At 41.3% G+C, this 21,379-nt stretch carries 17 protein-coding genes; 10 read left to right on the top strand and 7 right to left on the bottom strand.

The features are described from left to right. Positions 1–47: 47 nt before the first annotated feature. The 6 genes from K5Q58_RS03640 to hutW all read left to right on the top strand — a co-directional run bounded on the left by K5Q58_RS03640 (position 48) and on the right by hutW (position 8,824). Positions 48–950, top strand: coding sequence for a hemin ABC transporter substrate-binding protein (locus tag K5Q58_RS03640; protein WP_220752517.1), 903 nt, complete (start codon positions 48–50; stop codon positions 948–950). A gap of 48 nt (positions 951–998) precedes the next feature. Next, positions 999–2,015 carry an iron ABC transporter permease gene (locus K5Q58_RS03645; protein ID WP_220752518.1) on the top strand — a complete coding sequence of 339 codons (1,017 nt, stop codon included), beginning with the start codon at positions 999–1,001 and terminating at the stop codon, positions 2,013–2,015. A 190-nt stretch (positions 2,016–2,205) separates the two neighbouring features. Next, the gene (locus K5Q58_RS03650) at positions 2,206–2,970 is read left to right on the top strand and encodes a heme ABC transporter ATP-binding protein (protein WP_259651230.1); all 765 of its coding nucleotides are present in this window, start codon (positions 2,206–2,208) and stop codon (positions 2,968–2,970) included. A gap of 131 nt (positions 2,971–3,101) precedes the next feature. Continuing rightward, on the top strand, positions 3,102–4,961 hold the full coding sequence (locus tag K5Q58_RS03655) for an ABC transporter ATP-binding protein (protein ID WP_259651219.1): 1,860 nt from the start codon (positions 3,102–3,104) through the stop codon (positions 4,959–4,961). 371 nt (positions 4,962–5,332) lie between these two features. Continuing rightward, positions 5,333–7,207 carry a methyl-accepting chemotaxis protein gene (locus K5Q58_RS03660; protein WP_220752619.1) on the top strand — a complete coding sequence of 625 codons (1,875 nt, stop codon included), beginning with the start codon at positions 5,333–5,335 and terminating at the stop codon, positions 7,205–7,207. A 249-nt stretch (positions 7,208–7,456) separates the two neighbouring features. Continuing rightward, entirely contained in the window at positions 7,457–8,824 is a 1,368-nt protein-coding gene (hutW, locus tag K5Q58_RS03665; RefSeq protein WP_220752519.1) for a heme anaerobic degradation radical SAM methyltransferase ChuW/HutW, read from the top strand. Between the two features lie 20 nt (positions 8,825–8,844). On the opposite strand, the gene K5Q58_RS03670 is transcribed toward hutW, so the two are convergent. Beyond that, positions 8,845–9,774, bottom strand: a complete 930-nt coding sequence (locus K5Q58_RS03670; RefSeq protein ID WP_220752520.1) for a LysR family transcriptional regulator — start codon at positions 9,772–9,774, stop codon at positions 8,845–8,847. A gap of 240 nt (positions 9,775–10,014) precedes the next feature. Here K5Q58_RS03670 and K5Q58_RS03675 point away from each other — a divergent pair, with 240 nt between their 5' ends. Further along, entirely contained in the window at positions 10,015–10,419 is a 405-nt protein-coding gene (locus K5Q58_RS03675; RefSeq protein ID WP_220752521.1) for a VOC family protein, read from the top strand. 61 nt (positions 10,420–10,480) lie between these two features. Beyond that, positions 10,481–11,020 (top strand): NADPH-dependent FMN reductase, encoded by a 540-nt coding sequence (locus tag K5Q58_RS03680; RefSeq protein ID WP_220752522.1) that lies wholly within the window; start codon positions 10,481–10,483, stop codon positions 11,018–11,020. A 13-nt stretch (positions 11,021–11,033) separates the two neighbouring features. On the opposite strand, the gene K5Q58_RS03685 is transcribed toward K5Q58_RS03680, so the two are convergent. From K5Q58_RS03685 to K5Q58_RS03695, 3 genes are all read right to left on the bottom strand, one after another. Further along, a complete protein-coding gene (locus tag K5Q58_RS03685) occupies positions 11,034–11,546 on the bottom strand; it encodes a GNAT family N-acetyltransferase (RefSeq protein ID WP_220752523.1) in 513 nt (170 codons plus the stop codon). 87 nt (positions 11,547–11,633) lie between these two features. Continuing rightward, positions 11,634–12,290, bottom strand: a complete 657-nt coding sequence (locus K5Q58_RS03690; protein ID WP_220752524.1) for a Bax inhibitor-1 family protein — start codon at positions 12,288–12,290, stop codon at positions 11,634–11,636. A gap of 100 nt (positions 12,291–12,390) precedes the next feature. Then, positions 12,391–12,741: a DUF4870 domain-containing protein gene (locus tag K5Q58_RS03695; protein ID WP_220752525.1), complete on the bottom strand. Its 351-nt coding sequence runs from the start codon at positions 12,739–12,741 to the stop codon at positions 12,391–12,393. A 494-nt stretch (positions 12,742–13,235) separates the two neighbouring features. Here K5Q58_RS03695 and K5Q58_RS03700 point away from each other — a divergent pair, with 494 nt between their 5' ends. Next, complete coding sequence (locus tag K5Q58_RS03700) at positions 13,236–15,197, top strand: GGDEF domain-containing protein (protein ID WP_220752526.1); 1,962 nt, start codon at positions 13,236–13,238, stop codon at positions 15,195–15,197. Positions 15,198–15,296: 99 nt separating this feature from the next. On the opposite strand, the gene K5Q58_RS03705 is transcribed toward K5Q58_RS03700, so the two are convergent. After that, positions 15,297–16,094, bottom strand: a complete 798-nt coding sequence (locus K5Q58_RS03705) for a molybdate ABC transporter substrate-binding protein (protein WP_220752527.1) — start codon at positions 16,092–16,094, stop codon at positions 15,297–15,299. A gap of 694 nt (positions 16,095–16,788) precedes the next feature. Here K5Q58_RS03705 and K5Q58_RS03710 point away from each other — a divergent pair. Next, positions 16,789–18,243 (top strand): methyl-accepting chemotaxis protein, encoded by a 1,455-nt coding sequence (locus K5Q58_RS03710; protein WP_220752528.1) that lies wholly within the window; start codon positions 16,789–16,791, stop codon positions 18,241–18,243. A 69-nt stretch (positions 18,244–18,312) separates the two neighbouring features. Here the strand turns inward: K5Q58_RS03710 and K5Q58_RS03715 are convergent, their stop codons facing one another. Further along, positions 18,313–20,055, bottom strand: a complete 1,743-nt coding sequence (locus K5Q58_RS03715) for a sugar phosphorylase (RefSeq protein ID WP_220752529.1) — start codon at positions 20,053–20,055, stop codon at positions 18,313–18,315. 103 nt (positions 20,056–20,158) lie between these two features. Then, on the bottom strand, positions 20,159–21,379 hold the full coding sequence (locus K5Q58_RS03720) for a glycosyl transferase (protein WP_220752530.1): 1,221 nt from the start codon (positions 21,377–21,379) through the stop codon (positions 20,159–20,161).

Consider the following 21,379-nt stretch of genomic DNA (forward strand, 5'->3'; position numbering starts at 1 on the left):
ATTAGGGATTACCCAACTCATTTTATTTATTCGGAGTTTAATAAATTATGCTCAAGCTACAAAATTTCAAGCTTAACAATGTATCACTCACCAGCATGATGACAGCAACCATGCTACTTTCAGCAGCCTTGTTTAGCCAAATGGCAACAGCAGAAAATCGTGTAGTTAGTGCTGGCGCTGGTATCACAGAATTAGTCTTAGCTCTCGATGCTAGCGATGAATTAGTGGGTGTTGATTCAACTAGTCTGATCCCTGATGAGTTAGATGCGGTCGCTAAACTTGGCTATCACCGCATGTTATCTGCAGAAGGCATTTTAGCCCTTTCACCGAGCATATTATTAGGTTCTGAAGCTATGGGACCCAAAAACACTTTAGACATATTATCTAATGCTAATGTTGAAGTGGTCACATTCCCAAGCGCGAATACCAAAGATGAACTTGTCAATAATGTGGAGCAAATGGGTAAATTGCTCAACCGCGAATCACAAGCCAATGAGCTTAAGCAGAAACTCGATTTATCATTTAACCAGCTAGAAACTAAGCAACAAAAAATTAGTCAACACGGTGATGCACCGAAAGTGTTGTTCCTGCTACTTCAACAAGACAGACCTGCCCGCGTCGGCGGTAATAACACAGCAGCAGACATTATTATCAATCTCGCTGGCGGCCAAAACATCGCTGGATTTGATGGTTACAAAAGTGTTTCTCAAGAAGGTATTTTAGCCTTACAGCCTGATGTGATTTTGATTTCAAACCGCAGCGAAGTTGACTCTACCGACCCAGTCAGCGAGTTACTGAAAGCAATGCCATTACTTGAGCACACACCAGCAGGCGAGCATAAACACATTAAGAGCTTGCCGTCTCAAGCATTAATCGGTGGCCTTGGTTTAAGTGCTGTTGCAGCTGCAGATGACTTAGCCAGCGACTTTATCAGTATCAAAAAGCTGTAGTGATATAGGTCTTTTTTACAGAATTAATCAGTCTTACTAGGACGCATTATGGAAAATCAACGTTGGCTTTGGCCTTGTTTACTCACCGCTTTGGTGATTACAAGCCTGTTGTCTGTCAGCATCGGACCATTACAAATTAGCCCGACCACCAGCTTTAATGCCATGGTGAATTGGGCCACAGGCCAAGAGCTGGCATCAGTTGCTCCCCATGAGCAACTGGTCATTAACAATGTTCGCTTACCTCGCACTTTATTAGCACTGGCGGTAGGTGCAACACTGGCACAATGTGGTGCTGTGATGCAGGGGTTATTCCGTAACCCTTTAGCTGACCCAGGCATTATCGGCGTGTCATCTGGCGCGGCATTAGGGGCTGCAATCTGTATCGTATTATTCCCTTTTGGTGGCGAATACTTAGTGGCGTTTAGTGCCTTTGTCGCTGGCCTTGCAACTACATTAATCGTATATCGACTAGCGGCGAGCCCAACCGGTACTTCAGTGGTGTTATTACTGCTTTCTGGTGTTGCTGTTGCTGCACTTGCTGGCGCTGGTATCGGCGTACTCACCTATATGGCTGATGACATGGCTCTAAGGGATTTGACCCTATGGCAAATGGGCTCAGTTGCAGGTGCACAATGGCATTATGTTGTACTCAGTCTAGTGGCACTTGCGGTTATTAGTTGGCAGTTTAATCAAAGTGCCAAAGCATTAAACGCCCTATTATTAGGTGAATCAGAAGCACGTCACCTCGGCCTTGATGTCGATAACCTAAAACTTAAACTCATTGTGCTTTGCGCCATTGGCGTTGGTATTGCGGTAGCGGCAACGGGCATTATTGGCTTTATCGGCTTAGTGGTACCGCACTTGGTCAGAATGATGATTGGACCCGACCATCGTTTATTACTGCCATTAAGCGCCATGTTAGGTGCGGCAATATTGGTGGTTGCAGATATTGGCGCACGCTCAATTGTTGCGCCGTCTGAATTACCTGTTGGCTTAGTGACAGCTTTATTAGGTGCGCCTTTCTTCATTATTTTATTACTCAAACAGCGCAATAAGTTGGTGTAATATGTTGAGAAATCTAGAGCTAAAATCAATGCTAAAGACACATAAATCAGCACCTGAGCTATCGGGTTTAGAGCTTGCTGGACTTGATAGAGCGGGCATGTCCCGTACCAGTAAAGACAGCGTGATATTCACACCAAAACCTGAGTCATCAGCTGAAAAAGTCCAATCCAATAATGCATTAAATAAATCTGTGGTGAGTATTAATAATCTGTCGGTGCATATTGGTAAAAAACCAGTGCTCAACGACATAAATCTTGAAATCCAACCCGGGCAAGTCACTGCTTTGTTAGGCCCTAATGGCGCAGGTAAATCGACTTTACTGAAAAGCTTATGCCAAGAAACCGCGCTGTCTTCAGGTGATATCTCCATGTTTGGCAAGCCCTTGCTTGAATGGAACAGAGCAGAGTTAGCCAAGTCATTAGCCGTATTACCACAACACGCCTCGTTGACCTTTCCCTTTAAAGTTCACGAAGTGGTGCAAATGGGTTTGTATCCATTAACCATTGGTCAGCAACAAGGTAGTGATCTCGTCGATAAGCAACTTGAACAAGTCGCGTTATCGGCACTTAAATTTCGCAGTTACCCTACTCTATCTGGAGGGGAAAAACAGCGAGTACAACTGGCCCGAGTATTGACTCAACTTGCTCAAGCACCAAGCAATCCCATTTTATTATTGGACGAACCCACTTCAGCATTAGATTTGGCTCAGCAGCATAGAGTACTTGAGTTAGCACAAACCTTAGCTCACCAACATAACTACTGCGTAGTGGTGGTATTACACGACTTGAATCAAGCCTGTCGTTATGCCGATAGATTGGTAGTACTGGAAAAAGGTGAAGTGGTGAGTGATGGTGAACCTCATACAGCGCTGACAGCAGACATCATTGAGAAGGTTTGGCATTACAAACCTACTTTAGTGGTCGACCCTAAAAGCAATCTACCGTTAATTTTTTAACGGTTATCACTGATGTATTCATTTAAATAACCACTCAATACATATCAACTGACATATATTCCTTGGGTATTGAGCTAGCACTGGCTAGCTCAAGCATTTGTGCAGTAACGTTCCGATTAAGGACATTAGTTTTGGCTCAACATATTCCTCAGCAAGACCCTCAAGCAGGCAAGCAATCCGCTCAAACAAGCATACAAGATCACTCCAGGCTCAATTGGGCTTGGTTAAAGCAAAAAATCGTTACTCATAAACGTCAGCTTATTCAAGCAAACCTGATTGCTGTATTAGCAACCTTATTAAGCTTACCTATCCCAATGCTAATGCCATTATTAGTGGATGAAGTCTTATTGGGGCAAACAGGTTGGCTACTCAATAATTTACAGCCAATGTTGCCCGAAGCTTGGCATAAACCTAGCGTTTACATTGCCACTGTATTAGTCGCCGTTATTCTGCTGCGCTTACTCACCATGATCACCCAAGTTGTTCAGGCGCGCGAATTTACCAAAATAGCTAAACGGATCAGTTTAGATGTGCGTCAGCGAATGTTGATGCAATTACCTAAGATGCAAATTAGCGCCTTCGACAAATATGGCAGTGCTGGATTAGCGTCAAGATGTATTACCGATGTCGATACTGTCGAGCGGTTTGTCAGTGACACCCTGTCACGATTAATCATCAGCGTTCTCACCATTGTCGCCATTGCCAGTGTTTTACTGTGGCTAAATTGGCAACTCGGTTTAATGATCATCTTGCTTAATCCATTAGTTATTTATTTTTCATCACGTTTTGCTGAGCATGTAAAAACTTTGCGCCGTAAAGAAAATGCCGCCACAGAAGCTTTTCAACAAGCCCTTGTTGATACAGTAGATGCCACTCGAGAGTTACGTTTAGCTCAACAAGAAAAGCACTATTATCAAAGAGTATTTGGACTCGCGTCTAGTCTTAGCCACCACGCTATTGCTAACCAATGGAAAACAGATGCATTAAACAAGCTCAGTTTCACTACCTTCTTACTTGGGTTTGAATGCTTTCGCGCCATGGCGATATTCATGGTGTTGGTATCAGACTTAACCGTCGGACAGATATTCGCGGTATTCAGTTACCTTTGGTATTTAATGGGGCCAATACAAGAACTACTGAATATTCAATACGCACGTTTTGGCGCTCAGGCATCGATGGAAAGGCTCAACCATTTACTAGATTTAGACATTGAACCAACTGAGGAAAATACGGGTTTATCCAAGACTGAACCACAACGCTCGCCCACATCAGAAATCAGCATTGATTTTAATAATGTCAGCTTTGGATTTGAGCAAGAGCCGCATTTATTCAAACAGTTAACCCTGCAGCTTGCGCCAAAAGAGTCTGTAGCATTACTGGCTATGAGCGGCGGCGGAAAGTCGACATTGATTAATTTGTTATTAGGGTTTTATTCGCCGCGATCGGGCAGTATTTGTATTAATGGCCAAAACATGACGGAATATGGCATCAATCGATTCCGTCAACAAGTGGGCTATGTACCTCAGCACCCCAAGTTAATTGCAGGCACTTTACGCGATAACCTAACCTTTGGGCTGGAGATTGACGATGACAAATTGTGGCAAGCGTTAGCCCATGCAGAGCTGAGTGACACTGTTTCACAATGGCAGGATAAGCTTGATACCGACTTGGGCCGCTCAACCACTCGGCTTTCTGGCGGTCAAATGCAACGCTTGGCGATTGCCAGAATGTGGATAAGCCAGCCTCAAGTAGTGATTTTAGATGAAGCTACCTCGGCATTAGATGCGGTAACTGAAGCTAAAGTGCTGGCGAATCTTAGCGAGTTTTTACAGCAGCGTACGTCCATTATTATTGCCCATAGACTTAATAACCTTCGCTTAGCTGACCGTATTTTAGTACTTGATGATGGCAATATTAGTCAATCGGGAACAGAGCAAAGCTTACAAGCTCAGCCGGGGCTATTTAAGCAATTGTATGTCGACGTGAGTTAACCAATCTTAGTCAAGCAGCGGCAAAAATGTAGCCATTATTAATCAATAACTGATGATTCAGTACTGGTGACTTTCCCATGCGAGATAGTCATCAGACGAGTGCTGAATCATTAAAGAATCCCCCCATCTAGGTCGCTTTATGCTGTTCAGCGGACAATGATGATAGCCTTCATTTTTAGCAATTAAAGTCGACTTGTATCCAACTGGTAAGGCTTTGGTTAACAGACTGTTTAATCGGCTTATTTATCAATCACCTTGCTATTAAAGCATACTGATTTATGCCATTATCCGCCGCCCTAATTAGCTCAGTAGTGGTTCAATACAATGACTCAATGCTGCGCTTACTTTACTCTCTGACATTATCGGTTGCTATGAAATCATATTCGTTAAAGCAAAAAATTCTTGTTCCTGTATTAGTAGCCCTTTCAATGGTCATTGCTTTGCTTTCTTGGCAAAGCTATTCAAACCAGAAAGCCATGTTATTACAATCTAACCTTGAACAGGTTCAGCGTATAAGTACGCAACAAGCTGAACGAGTGAGTGAGTGGCTAGCATCAAAGGCTGATATCATTCTTGCACTAGAAAGTCGGGTGAGTAATAGCAATGCTGTTTTGACGCTACAACAATCACTGGAATCTGGGCGTTTTGAATCTGTTTACTTCGGCAAAGATAGTGGCGAAATGGTTGACGCTGATACCAGCATTGATAACACAGGTTACGATCCTCGCACCCGTCCTTGGTATCAAGAAGCAGTCGCGGATACAAAGCTCATTTTAACCAAGCCCTATATTGACTATCCGACCGAAAAAATCGTCATCACACTGGCTAAGAGTATTCAAAATGGTGTGATTGCGGGCGACGTCACCATCAATGACTTAGTCGAAGACATTAACCGCATGAGGCTACCGTCAAATGGTTTCGCTATAATGATGCATAAAGATGGGACCGTTATCGCCTACAAAGATGCCAGCAAGGCAATGGGACATGTTAGCGCGATTGATAAAGATCTAGATTACAATTTATTAATTCAAAACCGCTTACCAAACCAACTTATTCCAATTCATTTTGATCCTGAAGGACGTGACAAATTAGTCTGGGCTGAAGATATTCCGAATACCGATTGGGAATTAATTTTAGTGCTAGATAAACAGACTCTTGAAGCGCCATTAAGCTCACTGTTGCTGACCCAATTGGGCATTTCAACCTTAGTGCTTGTCGTTAGTATGATGGTGATTTCATGGTTAATGGGTCAGCTTTTAGCACCACTATCACGTGTTTCTCAAGCATTAGTCCGTATCGCCGATGGCGATGCGGATTTAACCCAACGTATTAAAGTAGACTCTGAAGATGAAGTGGGGACTTTAGCTATCAGCTTTAACCGCTTTGTAGGCAGCCAACATCAGTTGATTAGCCAAATTCGCGAGTTAGCCAGTAAGCTGGATAAAGAAGCGGATGAAAGCCTAAACAATACCCATTTGGCAGAGAAAGAGCTGCAAATTCAGCAGCAAGAAGTCACCATGGTTGCTACTGCGGTAACCGAAATGGCTAGCGCCACTCAAGAAATTGCTGCCAATGCGGAAAGCACTGCCACCGCTGCGCAGCAATCGAGCAATAGTAGTGTCCAGGGTCAAAGTTTAGTGGATAACACCCGCCAATCAATCAACTTATTAGCCGATGAAGTGACCCAAGCAACCGATGTCATTGGTGAACTAAGCCGACACGCCAATGCGATTTCGAGCATTCTTTCTACCATTCAAGGGATTGCTGAGCAAACTAACCTACTTGCATTGAACGCTGCAATTGAAGCGGCTCGCGCAGGCGAACAAGGTCGTGGATTTGCGGTCGTTGCAGATGAAGTTCGAGTATTGTCTCGACGCACCCAAGATTCAGCGCAAGAGATTTATGAAACCATTGAAACTTTGCAGCAAACCACATCCAATGCCGTCACTTTAATGCAAAGTAGCCAAGCATTAGCGGGCAACAGTGTTAATGATGCTAACGAAGCCACAGTCGCGATTGAAGAAATCACTCAAGCTGTTGCCTTGATTTCAGACATGGCTAGCCAGATTGCCACCGCTGCTGAAGAGCAAACCCAAGTCACCAGTGAGATCACTCAAAACACTGTGGCAATTAAAGATGTCACAGATGACATAACCAAAGTGGCTGAGGTAAGCGTTCAAAAGGCAAAAGACTTAAAAGTGCAGGCTAAATCATTAAACGATTTAGTGGCGACGTTTATTCTATAATGAATTGACGCTGTACTTATGACGACTTAGCTGAGCGCTCAATTCGCAGAGCGATATAGTAAATAAAGAAGACGGCTTAAGTTATCAATAAAACGCCCAATAACAATCACTGATGTTATTGGGCTTTTTTATGCTTTCCACTGACAAAATTTACAATGCAAAGCCAGCAAACTTGATCTATCCCTACAAAAGATCAAATGATAATAGTTATCATTACAGTAATAGTTTTTCAATTTGCTGAGAATCATCATGATACTAACTCCGACCATGACAGGTATTGCTAGCCCTGATCCATTACAACATGCTTTTAAAGTAAAAAGTGCACCCCATGCTGGTCGAAGCGGCAGTAAACCTCTACAAGTTAGCAATGACTTGTGGATTCAGTGGTGGCAGCAACCAACTGGGGCAGATAAAAGAGCGCTGTATATCCATATTCCGTTCTGCCGTAAACGCTGCAGCTTTTGTAACTTCTTTGAAAATGGTGCTAAACCTGAACGTATCAGCGATTACATGACCAGTTTGTGTCAACAACTGACCATTGCTGCAAAAACACCTCTAGCGCAAAGTCAGCCCTTTGATACCGTTTACGTTGGCGGAGGCACGCCAACCGATATTAAAGCTGAAGAAATTGCGGTGCTGGGTAAGGCCATTCAGCAATTTCCTTTAAGGGCCGATACGGAAATAACCCTTGAAGGCCGCCTTAACGGATTTGATGACGATAAGTGGCATAGCGCCCTTGATAATGGTTTCAATCGATTTTCATTTGGGGTACAAAGTTTTGATACCGAAGTGCGTAAAGCAGCCGGTCGCTTCGATGATAAGCAAACTTTAATTGAGAGGCTGCAGCATTTAAGTAAACACCCTACGGCTAGCATTGTTATTGATTTAATCTTTGGTTTACCGGGTCAAACCATGGAGATTTGGCAGCAAGATATTCAAGCTGCGATGGAAAGTGGAGCCCACGGCGTCGACTTATATCAACTCATTGGTTTGGCGGGCAATCGAATAGATAAAGCCAGTGAAAAAGGCAAAGTTCTGGGTACCGACACCAGCGAGTTTCAAGCCGACAGTCAGACTCGCGCCAATATGTATGCCTATGGTGCAAGCAAGTTAGAATCAAATGACTGGCAACGCTTATCGAGCTGTCATTGGCGTCGTGATAATCGTGAGCGCAGCATTTATAACTCTCTGGCTAAAAGTGGCATTGAAATCTTACCCTTCGGCGCAGGAGGCGGCGGCAGTATTCATGGTCATGGCATCATGAATGCCCGAGATTTAAAAGAATGGCATCAAGCACAAACAGCTGAAAAATTGTCAGAGCTAGCACCTGCACAAGTACCAGGAATGGCATTAAGTCCTAATCCATCAGCAGCATTTGATGCCGTATTTAAACGTGGCTTAGATTCTGGAGTTTTGGAATTCGGCAATATAGAAACAACGGTACTCGCTCATTTGCAGCCGTTATTTGAGGCTTGGCAACAAAATGGACTTGCCGCTATAGACGCTAATGCCCTCAGTCTCACACTTGCGGGCAGATTCTGGAATGTGAACATGCAAACAGGCCTGTTCGAATATTTGGCTAAAAACCCACTCATACCAGAACAAATCGCCAGCTAGTCTACAGTTATCAATATAAGTTAATCAGCAAGTGGAGTATGTGGTGTTTGCGACGGCATATGCTCCACCAGCAAGTCAATAAAGCAGCGCACTTTTGGGGTTAAGTGCTTACGGCTCGGGTAGATCGCATAAATATCCACTTCTGGCTGATGGTAGTCTTGAAACAGCACAGTTAACTTATTTTTAGCTAATGCCTTGGTTAAATAAAACGAAGGCAACCTCGAAATCCCATGACCATCTAGCACCATCGCCAATTCCATATCGGCATTATTACAAGCAATCACCTGTGGTACATCTATGGTAATCGTGTCCTTTTGCGAATGCTCGAACACCCAGCGGTTAGGCTGCTTCAAATTGCTGTAGCAAATGCATTGATGAGTGATTAAATCTTCAGGGGTCAGCGGCGTGCCGTGTTTCGCTAAATAAGCAGGCGTAGCAATGGTATAAGCATGAAACTGACTAATGCGTTTACAAATCAAACTGGAATCATCTAGCTGCTGTGTGGCACGAATCGCTAAATCATAACCATCTTGGACTAAGTCCACATGACGGTCACTAAAATCAATATCCAATTTAATTTGCGGATATAAATTCATATAAATTGACAGAATCGGCTGTAAATATTGCAGGCCAAATGTCACAGGACAGCTAATTTTAAGCGTACCTGTCGGCGTTTGCTGATTGCTATCGAGCATCACAACAGCCTGCTCAGCATCGGCCACCATTTGCACGCATTGCTGATGGAATAACTTACCTTCAGGAGTCAAACTCAGTGAACGTGTTGTTCGATGCAATAAGCGAGTTTTTAATCTTTGCTCTAACTTAGTGATCGCTTTACTAATGAAAGACGTCGAATGACCTGTTTTTTCTGCTGCTTCAGAAAAACTGCCAGACTCAATCACTTGAGTAAAAATAACTACACCATCAAACAGCTTAGTATCCAACTTCATATCCCTTCCCTTTTATTGAGCGAAACTTGATAGCCACTCCTATCAAAGAAAGCCATTTCACTTCCTACTTTACCTAGCTTATCGATTCCATAAAAGGCCGAATTAAATAAAACAATACCCATTACAAGCCAAATGGAAACAATAATTTGCCTTTTAGTCACTTAATCACTGTCGCTCAAATCAGTAAAGTAGCTCCATCGGTTAGCAATAATCTACCCAATTGAATCGTCAGGAGAGAGCATGGAACACATCACTCGCATTAATCATTACGGACTACGTGTAAAAGATTTTGAAGTATCAAAAGCCTTTTATGCCCAACTCGGTTTCAAATACATAGCAGGGCCAATGGGGCCTGAGCCCGTAGCCATTGTTGAACATCCAAGTGGAATTAATATCAATTTCATTTTGAATGCTGCAGACGCAGATACCAATGTGTTAATGGACATTCCAACCAAACATACTGGTTACACCCATGTGGCACTGGAAGTGACTGATGCAAAGGCTGTTATGGCAACATTGGCAGAATTGAATATTCCACTCAGTGGCGAGCCAATGACCCATGTAACAGGAACCTCATTTTTTATCAGAGACCCTGACAGAAATGTGGTTGAATTTATTGAATATAAAGGATTAAATCAGCTATAAGCTAGGTTTACTTCTTGTCCAAAAATAATCTTAAATTGGCTTAAAAGCCTAAGGCAATAACATGAAAATTTTAGCATTCGCAGCAAGCAGCAGTCGTCAATCAATCAACAAAAAGCTGGCAAACTATGCCGCTCATCAAGCAGCTAACTTAGCTGAAAACGCAGAAGTTGAACTATTAGATATTAATGACTACGAAATCCCGTTATTCAGTGAAGATCGTGAAAAAGAGCTCGGTCAGCCTGAATTGGCTAAAGCATTTTTTGAAAAAATTGGCAGCGCCGATGCTATCGTGATTTCATTTGCAGAACATAATGGCTCGTACACCGCGGCATATAAAAACTTGTTTGATTGGACGTCTCGCATAGAGCAAAAAGTATTCCAAGGTAAGCCAACATTGCTACTTGCCACATCACCTGGCCCTGGTGGTGCAGGCAGTGTTTTAGCCGCCGCGACGGGGTCAGCACCTTACTTTGCCGCTGAAGTAAAAGGCTCAATGTCAGTACCTAGTTTTTATCAGAACTTTGATGCTGAAACAGGTGAGTTATCTAACACTGAACTTGCTACACAGCTCACAGAAGCCGTAACTCAACTGATTAGTTAACCTAGGTTTTAACTTATAACTGTACTCGATAACGCTGTATTATTGCCGCAGCGTTATCGTCCTCCAACTCAATTTCAGAGTGCAACACACCGCCATTTGCGATAATCATTTTGGCTGAAGCAAGATTGTTTTGATAACAATGAATGTGTAACTCTTTCATGCCCTTAAGTTTCGCTACAGCAATAGTTTGGCCCAAGAGTTCTACCCCTAAACCTTTACCTCTATAGCTTGGGCGAATGCCTAAACCTATGTGGCCGCCACAATGACGAATACTGTCATTTAAACTCAAGCGCAAATTCGCCACACCAACAAGCTCTGCTCCTGATACAAGCCAATAGGTTTCGCTAGCCACAAAGCCTTTAGGTAAATTAACTCCATCAGCAAAGTCCTGATTTCTTTGCAGCATAGCTTCAAAATTTTGACAATCAAAATCAAGAGGAAATGGGTAACGCTCTTCATCTCCCAGTTCTACAATGTAATGTAAATAGCTTTGGCGATATTGCAAACTTGGCTTCACTAATTGCATCAAAACTCCCTATAAATCATGTTAAATAGCCATTTTTAAAACAAAAAAAGAGCCTGGCGGCTCTTTCATTTACAGCCAGCTTGATATTTATTTACGACCCAGAATACGTAAAATTCTGAGGAATAGATTAATAATATCCATGTAAAGTGCTGCTGCACTGTCAATCGCATTATCAACTGTTTTAGGGATTTGATTGGCGCGGCCCCAGTCGTAACCAATGTAGCCACAAAATATCAGCACCACTATCCAATCTAATATGCCGTGATGAATACCAAATACATATATTTCAATCAGTTCAACAATGATCACCAGTAATAAAGCAATGGTTAGCGCACCGGCAATTTTACTGAAAAATGCTGGAAATAAAGTGCCTAAACACATCATCCCTATAGTGACCAAACCTGTTATTCGAATCGCCTCTGACACTAATGCCGCGTCATACTGGCTCACCACTAAATTAATAATGAAGCCAAATGGCACCACCACAAAGTTATAACCAATAAAACTGACAATGGGTTTATCAGATGATGAAAAGAGGTAAACACCCAAAAAACATGAGGCAAAGTAACCAATAAAGAAAACCCATGAATTAACAGACGCAATGGCTTCAGGGGAGATGTTAGTGACCATCCACCAATTAACGCCAAAGCCCCAACATAGGGTTAGGCCAATGACTAAATTGTATAAAGGGCCACTGATAATGTTATCTGTGGTGTGCCTACGGTCAAAAACGTTCGTTTCCACTTAATATTCCTTTTAAGCTTTACGCTGAAACAGCAAGACGAGCACTCGATTAATATAGCCAACTAATCGGTATCGCCTTGCAGAATCTCAGCCCAAACGCTTACTTAATTAAACGCAGGGTATAAGGTACCTTGAAGGTATCGCCTTTTGCAGTTGCTACTGCACCCATAATACAAAACACTAAATGACAAATACCTAAGGCAAACATAAACAGTGCGCCGATGAGAATAAAGGTCAAAATAAATGAGATCAAATACGCAATTGTGGAAGTAATCGACCAGTTTAATGCTTCTTTGGCTTGCTCACGAACATAGTTATCATCGGTTTTAACCAGATATAAAATCAACCCAGGAATAAAACCAAAAAAGATGGTGCCTATCCAGCATAATAACGCCAGATTTTTTGAATCTTGATTAATCTCTTCTACTTGTAAACTTGTTTCTTCGCTCATTGTTGACCTCGTTAAACCCACTATCTAGCAGGTATTATTAAACATTAATAACTAATTGTTACTGAAGGCATATTAGGGATAGTTTGTTACAGGAAAATGCAAAGAAATAGAGAAATATCAACAACTCGAAAGCTCCTTTTCACTTACTCAATAGCAATCCTTCACTATTCGACTCACAATATGTTTCTGCTGTTAGATTAACCAGCTGATTAAAGTAGCGCAATAGTTTTTACGCTTTAATTTGAATTTCACGATTTTATATTAAACATTTAAAAACATTAGTTTAGTACTCTTTTATTCATCAAATAGTTCGTCACTTTAGTTTTAAACGATTAACGCTCACACAAACTTTACCTCAATGATTTATTAATTCGCAATTACCCTTGGAGATTGGCACATAAAGGTAACTATCAATTAATCCACTCATTTACAGTATCCGCAGAAGAGATTAACCCCATTAATCTCATTTCCTTTTAAGTGAGCAACTAAAACCTATGCATAATACCCTGCGAAATAAGAATATCCGTGTATTCAAACTTATTTTTAGCATCGTACTGATCTTTGGGATCAGCTTAGGCCTATATGTTTTTAATCAATACCTGCGGATTGAGGCGGACCAATCAACTCGCACTAATGAGAGCCATAATCAGCGCCTTGCTTTTGCCTCTGAACAATTATCAAGTGAGGTGGAAGATGTCGATGACATCATTAAAAAAATATCCACCAGCCCACAGGTCCAGCTATTCACAGAAACGACTAATTCGCGCAATCGTACTGCTTTAGAAAATATGTTTTATTTCATTATGAAGAACGAAAATGTCTACTCACAAATACGCTATTTGAATGAGGCAGGAATTGAGCAAATAAGAGTGAATAGCACCCAAAATAGCATTGAGCGAATACCATCAACTCAATTAGAGAACAAATCAAAACGTCCATATTTTTTATATGCACAGCAGCTTAAAAAAGGGGAAATTGGTACTTGGCCAGTGGATATTGACGTTAAAAATGGTCAAATCAGTAAGCCTATTCAAAGCAGTTTAAGAATTATGACACCTGTCTATCATCAATCTGTGCGTCAAGGTTATATAGTGGTTAACCTTAGCGTGACCAATATTCTTAACACCTTTGATGAAATGCAAAGTGAGAACTTTATTACGCGAATTATTGATGAAAATGGCAATATACTCGCCAGTGACAACCCATCTGAAGTATTAAGCCATTTAATCGCAGGAGCTGAACAATATAATCTTAAAAATACTGTTCCAATTTTATGGCAACAAATTTTGTCATCGGATGAAGGTCGGTTAACTACTGATGATAAAACCTATTCATATACTGAATTAGGCTTAAATGAGGTTTATGCTCATTTAGGAAAGTACATTGTTATTACCACACCAACGAGTTCAGCCTACGTAGTCGAGCAAAAAAAGAACCTATTTATTATTGCCTCTTTATTATTACTGCTCCTTTTAGGCGTCAGTGGCTACATTTTTAAACTGTATAATAATCATGAAAATAACCTGATGAGTGAACAACTCATGGAAGCGGCCTTCAATGGTGTGGCTGGCGTTATTATTACCGACAAGCACTACAAATTAATCAAAACTAACCAGCAATTTGTGCGCGTTTCAGGTTTCACTCACAACGAGTTAATCGGTGAGCCACTCAGTAAGCTTAACTTTCACCTTTCGCAGGCCGAAATTACAGACATTGAGCACTATTTACAGCAAGGCTGCTGGCAAGGTGAAATTATGGGACAAAACAAATTAGGCGATGACTATGCACTAATGGCTCGTATTCAAGTTTTAAGAAATGGTTTAGGCGCTGTAGAAAAATATGTGATTACATTTACTGACATTACTCAGCGCAAACATCTTGAAGAAAAGCTACGAAAACAAAGCGAGTCAGACCCTTTAACAGGCTTATGGAATCGTAGAAAATTTGATAATGAACTGAACAGCTTGAGCCTATTTACCAAACGATACCCGAATGCTCAAGCCTGTTTGGGAATCATCGATATTGATCACTTCAAAAATATTAATGACACTTACGGTCACGATATTGGTGATTTAGCTCTGACTAACTTAGCCGAACTGTTAATTGTTCAATGTCGTGAAACAGACTTATTTGCTAGAGTCGGCGGCGAAGAGTTTGCCTTATTGATGCCTAACACCAGCATAGAACACGCGCATGAGGTGTTAAATAGGCTTAAAGATGTCATTCAGTCTAGTAATATATTGCCATTCACCATTAGTGGTGGCATCGCTAAAATCACAGGTGACGCCGCACTTGCTTATAAACATGCAGATATCGCCTTATATAGCGCCAAAAAGGCGGGGCGTAATTTGATAAAGCAATTTGATGCAAGCTCCTCAGAGCATAAAGCTAAATTAGCCATAGTTAGTCATCAGCGTTATCCAAATGCGAATGACGATATGGTAATTAGTCAATAACACAGTAAACAATATATACGACTAATGAAACTAAGCTCGATGACGTATTAATTAAGAATTAGTCCGTCATCGATCAATTTATAAAATTTCAATAGATATTTATAGAAGCGGAGTATCAAAGCCATATTTTGACAAAATAGCCTGTCCCTCTGTGGACAGAATAAAATGAGCTAAACCTGCCGCATCAGGATTAGCGTCATTAATCAATGTCAGACCATATTGTGCCCCCACAGATATAGCATCTGGCACGGTAATAATTTGTAACGCAGGTACTTCTTTTTGCGCCAATACTGCATTAGTACAGTACGTTAAAAAGATATCAGCTTGGTTATTTTCCATCACCCATCCATAAGGGTTTCGTCCTTCAGGTGCTTTGGCAGAGTTTTCTCCTCCTGTTAATTGCAAAGCTTTAGCCTGAAGTGCCTTTTCGGCACCCACTTGAACTTTTTCAGCTCGTGCAAATAATTTCCATGCATAATCACCCGCCGGATCTGCTTTTGGAGTTGAGGTACCGACTCTGACGTCTTCCTCTAACATTTTATCTAACAAACGTTCACTGCTAACAGTAATATTCTCTTGAGCAATCGCACATAATTTATTGCCAGCAAAACGAACAACTGGGCCAGATTTACCCGCTTTATTTAACGTGCTTGGATGCTTCATATTTGCTGACGCATACAAATCTACGTGTTCCCCTTGCTCTATGCGTTTACGCAATAAACCCGAAGGTGCAAACTGTGAGGTAATATTCACTTCATAGGTACTTTGATAACTGCCAACGAGCTCTGTCATTGCCGTTTTTAAACTACCAGCGGCTCTAAACTCAACCTCTTCAGATGCAATCACATTCATTGAAACCGGGGTTAGTAACACCGCCGCGACTATCCATTTATTCATATTTCCCTCAGACTTTTTAAAACTATCATTCACCAATAAACGACACAAAAGCACTCGCCCAATTCAACATTTATCCAAAGCATGACCTAGGACTCTGTATTATTTATATTGAGTACTCTGCCTTTTCAAATTAGCTCAATCAAAACTTAACTTGTAAAACTGCCTTAATATAAGCGCTAAGCTCTATATTATTTGACGATTTACATTAATCTTTTTTATCGCAACAAAAATCGTTCGCCATCGCAAATTTAAAGATTTATATCAATAATTTACACTTGTAGAGTTCGAGAAAAATTAATTGTCATCATCAACTATTACTCTGCATGCTCTCTATATGGAACAAGCATTTTTTTAAAAGTGAATATAAGTGCTTGGAACGTTTAACTAGATTAGTGTCGAGCAAAATTAAACTTATCTATTTTCACGCCGATAACTCATTAGGTTAAAGAACCCAAAATTTATAAAAAGTTTTCATGAAAACTCAGACTGCGATCTGCCTCGAATTAATCGCACTGAATTCTCGTTACCATGCGACTTTTATGGGATGTATTCGGCTTTAAATGAAATATCGACGCTAAAATTGCGACTTTAAAAATATTTAACCCGAATAAACATATACTCATATATCAGTACAGCAAAACACAACAAACTGACATGCAACCAAGCATTCAATTGTTGCCAAGGAATGACTGAAATGAAACAGATTAACTTTCGTAAAGTAGACGCCATACTCATCAAGCTCAGTTTGAACGGTAAATTCTGGGTAATTTGTGCGCTTGTTACTGCGCTAACCGCTTTAGTCGCCATCAGCAATTACCTAAATACCACTGCACAAATTGAACAGTCTTCTCAGCAATTTGCACAAACTCGTATCGATGCTTTTGCCCAAAGTGCGCAAGTTCAAGGCCTATCAGAACAAGCTTTAAATGAGTTTGCTCAGTCAATCGATGCTCGCGTTTCCTATTCCGCTGAAAACCGCCGCAGTGGCGACAACATTACTGTTAGTGCTCCTGCCGGAAACCAACACCTCGTCAGCACTATTAATGTCGCAAAGATGGAAGATGCAGTACTCTCAAGTGCAAATAACTTATTAATATACGCTTTCCTTAGTCTGTTACCGCTGTATTTAGTCTGCTATTGGACTTCTACCTCACTGGGCGGTGGCTTATGGGATATGTATGTGGCAATCAAGCGCTTAGCTGATGGTGACCTGACTTGCAGACTTAATTTTTTTGGCACCGATGATTTCAGTTTAATCGCACGCGAGATTGATCGCAGCGCAGATAATATGAGTGAAATGGTCACAGCGATTGCCGCTAACGCACACACTCTGTCAGAAGCCGCTAATGAATTTAATCAACAGGCCAATCAAAGCGAAGAACTGACTCAATTCCAGCATGAGTTTTTAGATACGGTATCGGTCGCAATGACACAAATGACCGCCGCTATCGAAGAAGTTTCTAATAATGCCAGTAGCACTTCAGACCAAAGCCAGCAAAATTCAACTCAAGCCAGTAACAGTCAAGCGCAAATTGTTGAAGCGGTTAACCGTATTGGTACTCTCACTAGTCGTATTTCAGAAGCCTCAACCTCTGTAGGCGAGTTATCCCAAGCTGCTGCCAATATTGGTGCGGTTGTGACAACAATTAATAGTATTTCTGAGCAAACAAATTTACTGGCATTGAATGCAGCCATTGAGGCTGCGCGCGCTGGGGAACAAGGTCGAGGTTTTGCAGTCGTTGCCGATGAAGTTCGCACCCTTGCAAGTCGAACCCAACAAGCCACGGTTGAAATTCAAACCATGATTGAAGGGCTGCAAAAAGACACCAATACTTTATCGCATATTACTACCGATATTGTTTCTCAAGCCGATCAAGGCAGAACAGCGATTGAATCTGTAGGCCAAGATGTAGATAACATGGTGGACTCAATTAGCCATGTATTTGATATGAGCTCGCAAATTGCAGCATCTTCAGAAGAACAAAGTGCCGCTTCACGTGATATTGCGGGACAGTTAAATGATATTCGTGGTCAGGCAGAAACCATTCGAGAAACAGCACACCGCTCGGTATCTCTAGCGGCCAATTTATCACAATCATCTGCAGGCCTTGATGATATTTTGAAGCAATATACCCTTGCAGAAAAGTAATCTCTAGACTACATAAAATCATAAAAAAACCAGCATGAATGCTGGTTTTTTTATTCTTGATGGCGAACTTTACGCCACATTACTTATCCATACCGTTTGATAAGGCTCTAGTAACTGCACTGCGGTAATATCACTAATCACTTCACCATCGATTAAATCAAACCAAGTTTCAGTACCGATCAAGTTAAGCTCAGCTAACGGTAAATCCATAGGTTGATCGGTAATATTACTGATACAAAAAATGCTCTGCCTACGATCACGGCTTTGACGCCAAAATCCAAATAACTGCAAGCCCAAATGCAAGGTAAACTGGGTGGCATTGGGATTAAAGGCTTTCTGATTGGTTCGAATACTAATGAGCTTAGTCAATGACGCTAACACTTTACTGTGACTATTTCGCTCATCAGATAGCAAACCATTTAGCGTGTGGTAATCCCAGCGATGACGGTTAATCGATCGGTTATGGGAAGTATTTGCCAGCTTTTCATAATCATTTTCAGTGCCTAACAGGCTATGAATATAAATCCCTGGAATGCCTTCAAGGCCGAGCATAATCGCATGAGCACAAGTAAACCGTGCTAGCCCAAACTGATCTTTACCCTTAGTGGTGCCCTGTAGCGCATCAATGAGCGCAATGTTTATTTCATAAGGCTTTTTCTGGCCATCTTCACTGGTTCTACTGGAGATTTTCCCACCAAATAATGCCATGGTTTCAACTAGCGACTTGACCTCCTCATCCTCCAATATTCCTTCAACAGGTCTTAAACCCACACCATCATGGGAAGCAATAAAGTTAAAGTAAGTTGTACCATCTTGAGCTGGCGGCATACTCATTTGCCAGCGTTTCAAATACAAGCAACTACCTGTAATTAATGTATTTATCAGTAACGGAGGCAATGAGAAATTGTAAATGCAATGGGCTTCATTGGCGTTACCAAAATAGGTCAGGTTTTGAGTATTTGGAATATTAGTTTCGGTGATGACTACAGCATCATGTTGTGCATGCTCTATAAGGGTGCGCAGTAAGCGGATGACCTCATGGGTTTGTGGCAAGTTAATGGATTTAGTCCCAACAATTTTCCATAAAAAAGCCACCGCATCTAAACGAAATATGTTCACTCCGGCATCGAGATATTGGCGAATAATTCGTACAAATTCCATCATGACTTGCGGATTTCGGAAGTCAAAATCAACTTGGTCGTGACTGAATGTACACCATACCTGCTGCCAACCTTTGCTGGTGTGAGTCGGTCTTAATAATTCTGAGGTTCTCGGGCGAACGACTTGAGATAAGTCATCATTAATATTAGCGGTAAAAAAGTAGTCATGACCGACACCTTCGCCTTTAATAAAATTTTGGAACCATGCACTACGGCTAGAGCAATGGTTAATCACTAAATCAGACATCAACCGTCGCTTGTTGGCAATGGTTTTAATGTCAGACCAATCCCCTAAACCGTCATTAACACTGGAGTAATCAATCACTGCAAAACCATCATCTGAACTAAATGGAAAAAACGGTAAAATATGCACCGAATTAATGCACTCAAGATGGGTATTCATAAATTCTGACAAGGTCGCTAACGGCTTTTGATCAGTGCAAATGATGCTATCACCATAAGTAATCATCACCACATCTTGCTCAGACCAATGGTTACTATAGGGCTTTGGGGTAAAGCCACCTTGCTCAATACGCATAGTATCAATTAACGATTCAGCTAATTCATCGCTAGATTGCTTAAGCTCAACATCTTTATAAATACAATCAAGCTGTTGAATAAGTTTGTGTTTTAAACTTTCAATTTCAGTCATAAGTTTTTCTTCTAACATTATTACTTACTGTAAGCCACTTGATGATACTTAACCCAAGGGGCTCACAGTAAAAACGATAGGCCAGAAAATCCAATCATTAGTCTTACATGAACTCGGCATTATCTGCTTCAACCGCTGCTTTAAGCTGTTCAAGCACATCTGGCATAGCACTGATTACACGACTCCACGTCGGCATAAACGGGGTTTCCATCGGGTTATCTAAAAAGCGCTGACCTGCTGTAACAATATTTTGAGTGAACATTTCGACGGCTTTTTCTTCAGTATGGATGTCAGTAGTTAATCCATTCATTAAGGCATCATTATGGTAGGTTTCTACGTAATCGAGTGCGATTCGATAATAGGTCGCTTTTAATGTTCTAAAGGCTTCTGTATTAAAGGTTTCACCCTGAGTCGCTAATTTTCTAAAAAAGGCTTTAGTAATATCTATCGACATTTTAGATAACCCTTCTTCGGCATTATCTAACGACAAGTCTTGATGTTTATGATCGTAATTATCTGCAATATCTACCTGACAAATACGATTGTGGGCATAGTTACGGTGCATTTCACTGAGCACCCCAATTTCAAGGCCCCAGTCACTTGGAATACGTAGGTCGTTTAACACATCACGGCGGAATGAAAACTCTCCAGCTAATGGATAACGAAAGCTATCCATATATTCTAAATAATCGTTATGACCCACGACTCTTTGCAAAGCTTTAATCAATGGCGTGACCAGTAAGCGTGATACTCGACCATTAATTTTTCCATCAGACATGCGGGCATAAAAGCCTTTACTGAATTCGTAGTTAAATTGTGGATTTGCCACCGGATACAAGAGACGTGCTAATAAAGATTTTTCATAGGTAACGATATCGCAGTCATGCAATGCCACCGATTCAGTTTTACCCGATGCTAAGGTGTAGCCCATGCAATACCACACATTTCGCCCCTTACCGAGCTCTTTGGGGGCTAAACCTAGTTTACTCAGCTTGGCATCTAATGCCTGTAACCTAGGGCCATCATTCCACAACACTCTATGATGCTGCGGCAATTGATTAAAGAAGCTTAACGCTTGCTTATACTGTTCTTTATCAGCTCTATCGAGACCAATTACAATTTCATTAAGATAAGGCACTTCTTTCAGTTGATTAATAATTTGAGGTAATGCTTCACCTTCTAGCTCAGAATATAGTGAAGGCAAGATTAAGCCTAAAGGACGAGTTTTAGAAAACTTCATCAAGTCCTTTTCCATTTCTTCATGGGTACGCTGAGTTAAATTATGTAGCGTAGTAACAATGCCATTTTGATAAAAATCAGCCAT

The organism is Shewanella sp. KT0246 (assembly GCF_019654955.1).
GTDB classification, from domain to species: Bacteria; Pseudomonadota; Gammaproteobacteria; order Enterobacterales; family Shewanellaceae; genus Shewanella; species Shewanella goraebulensis.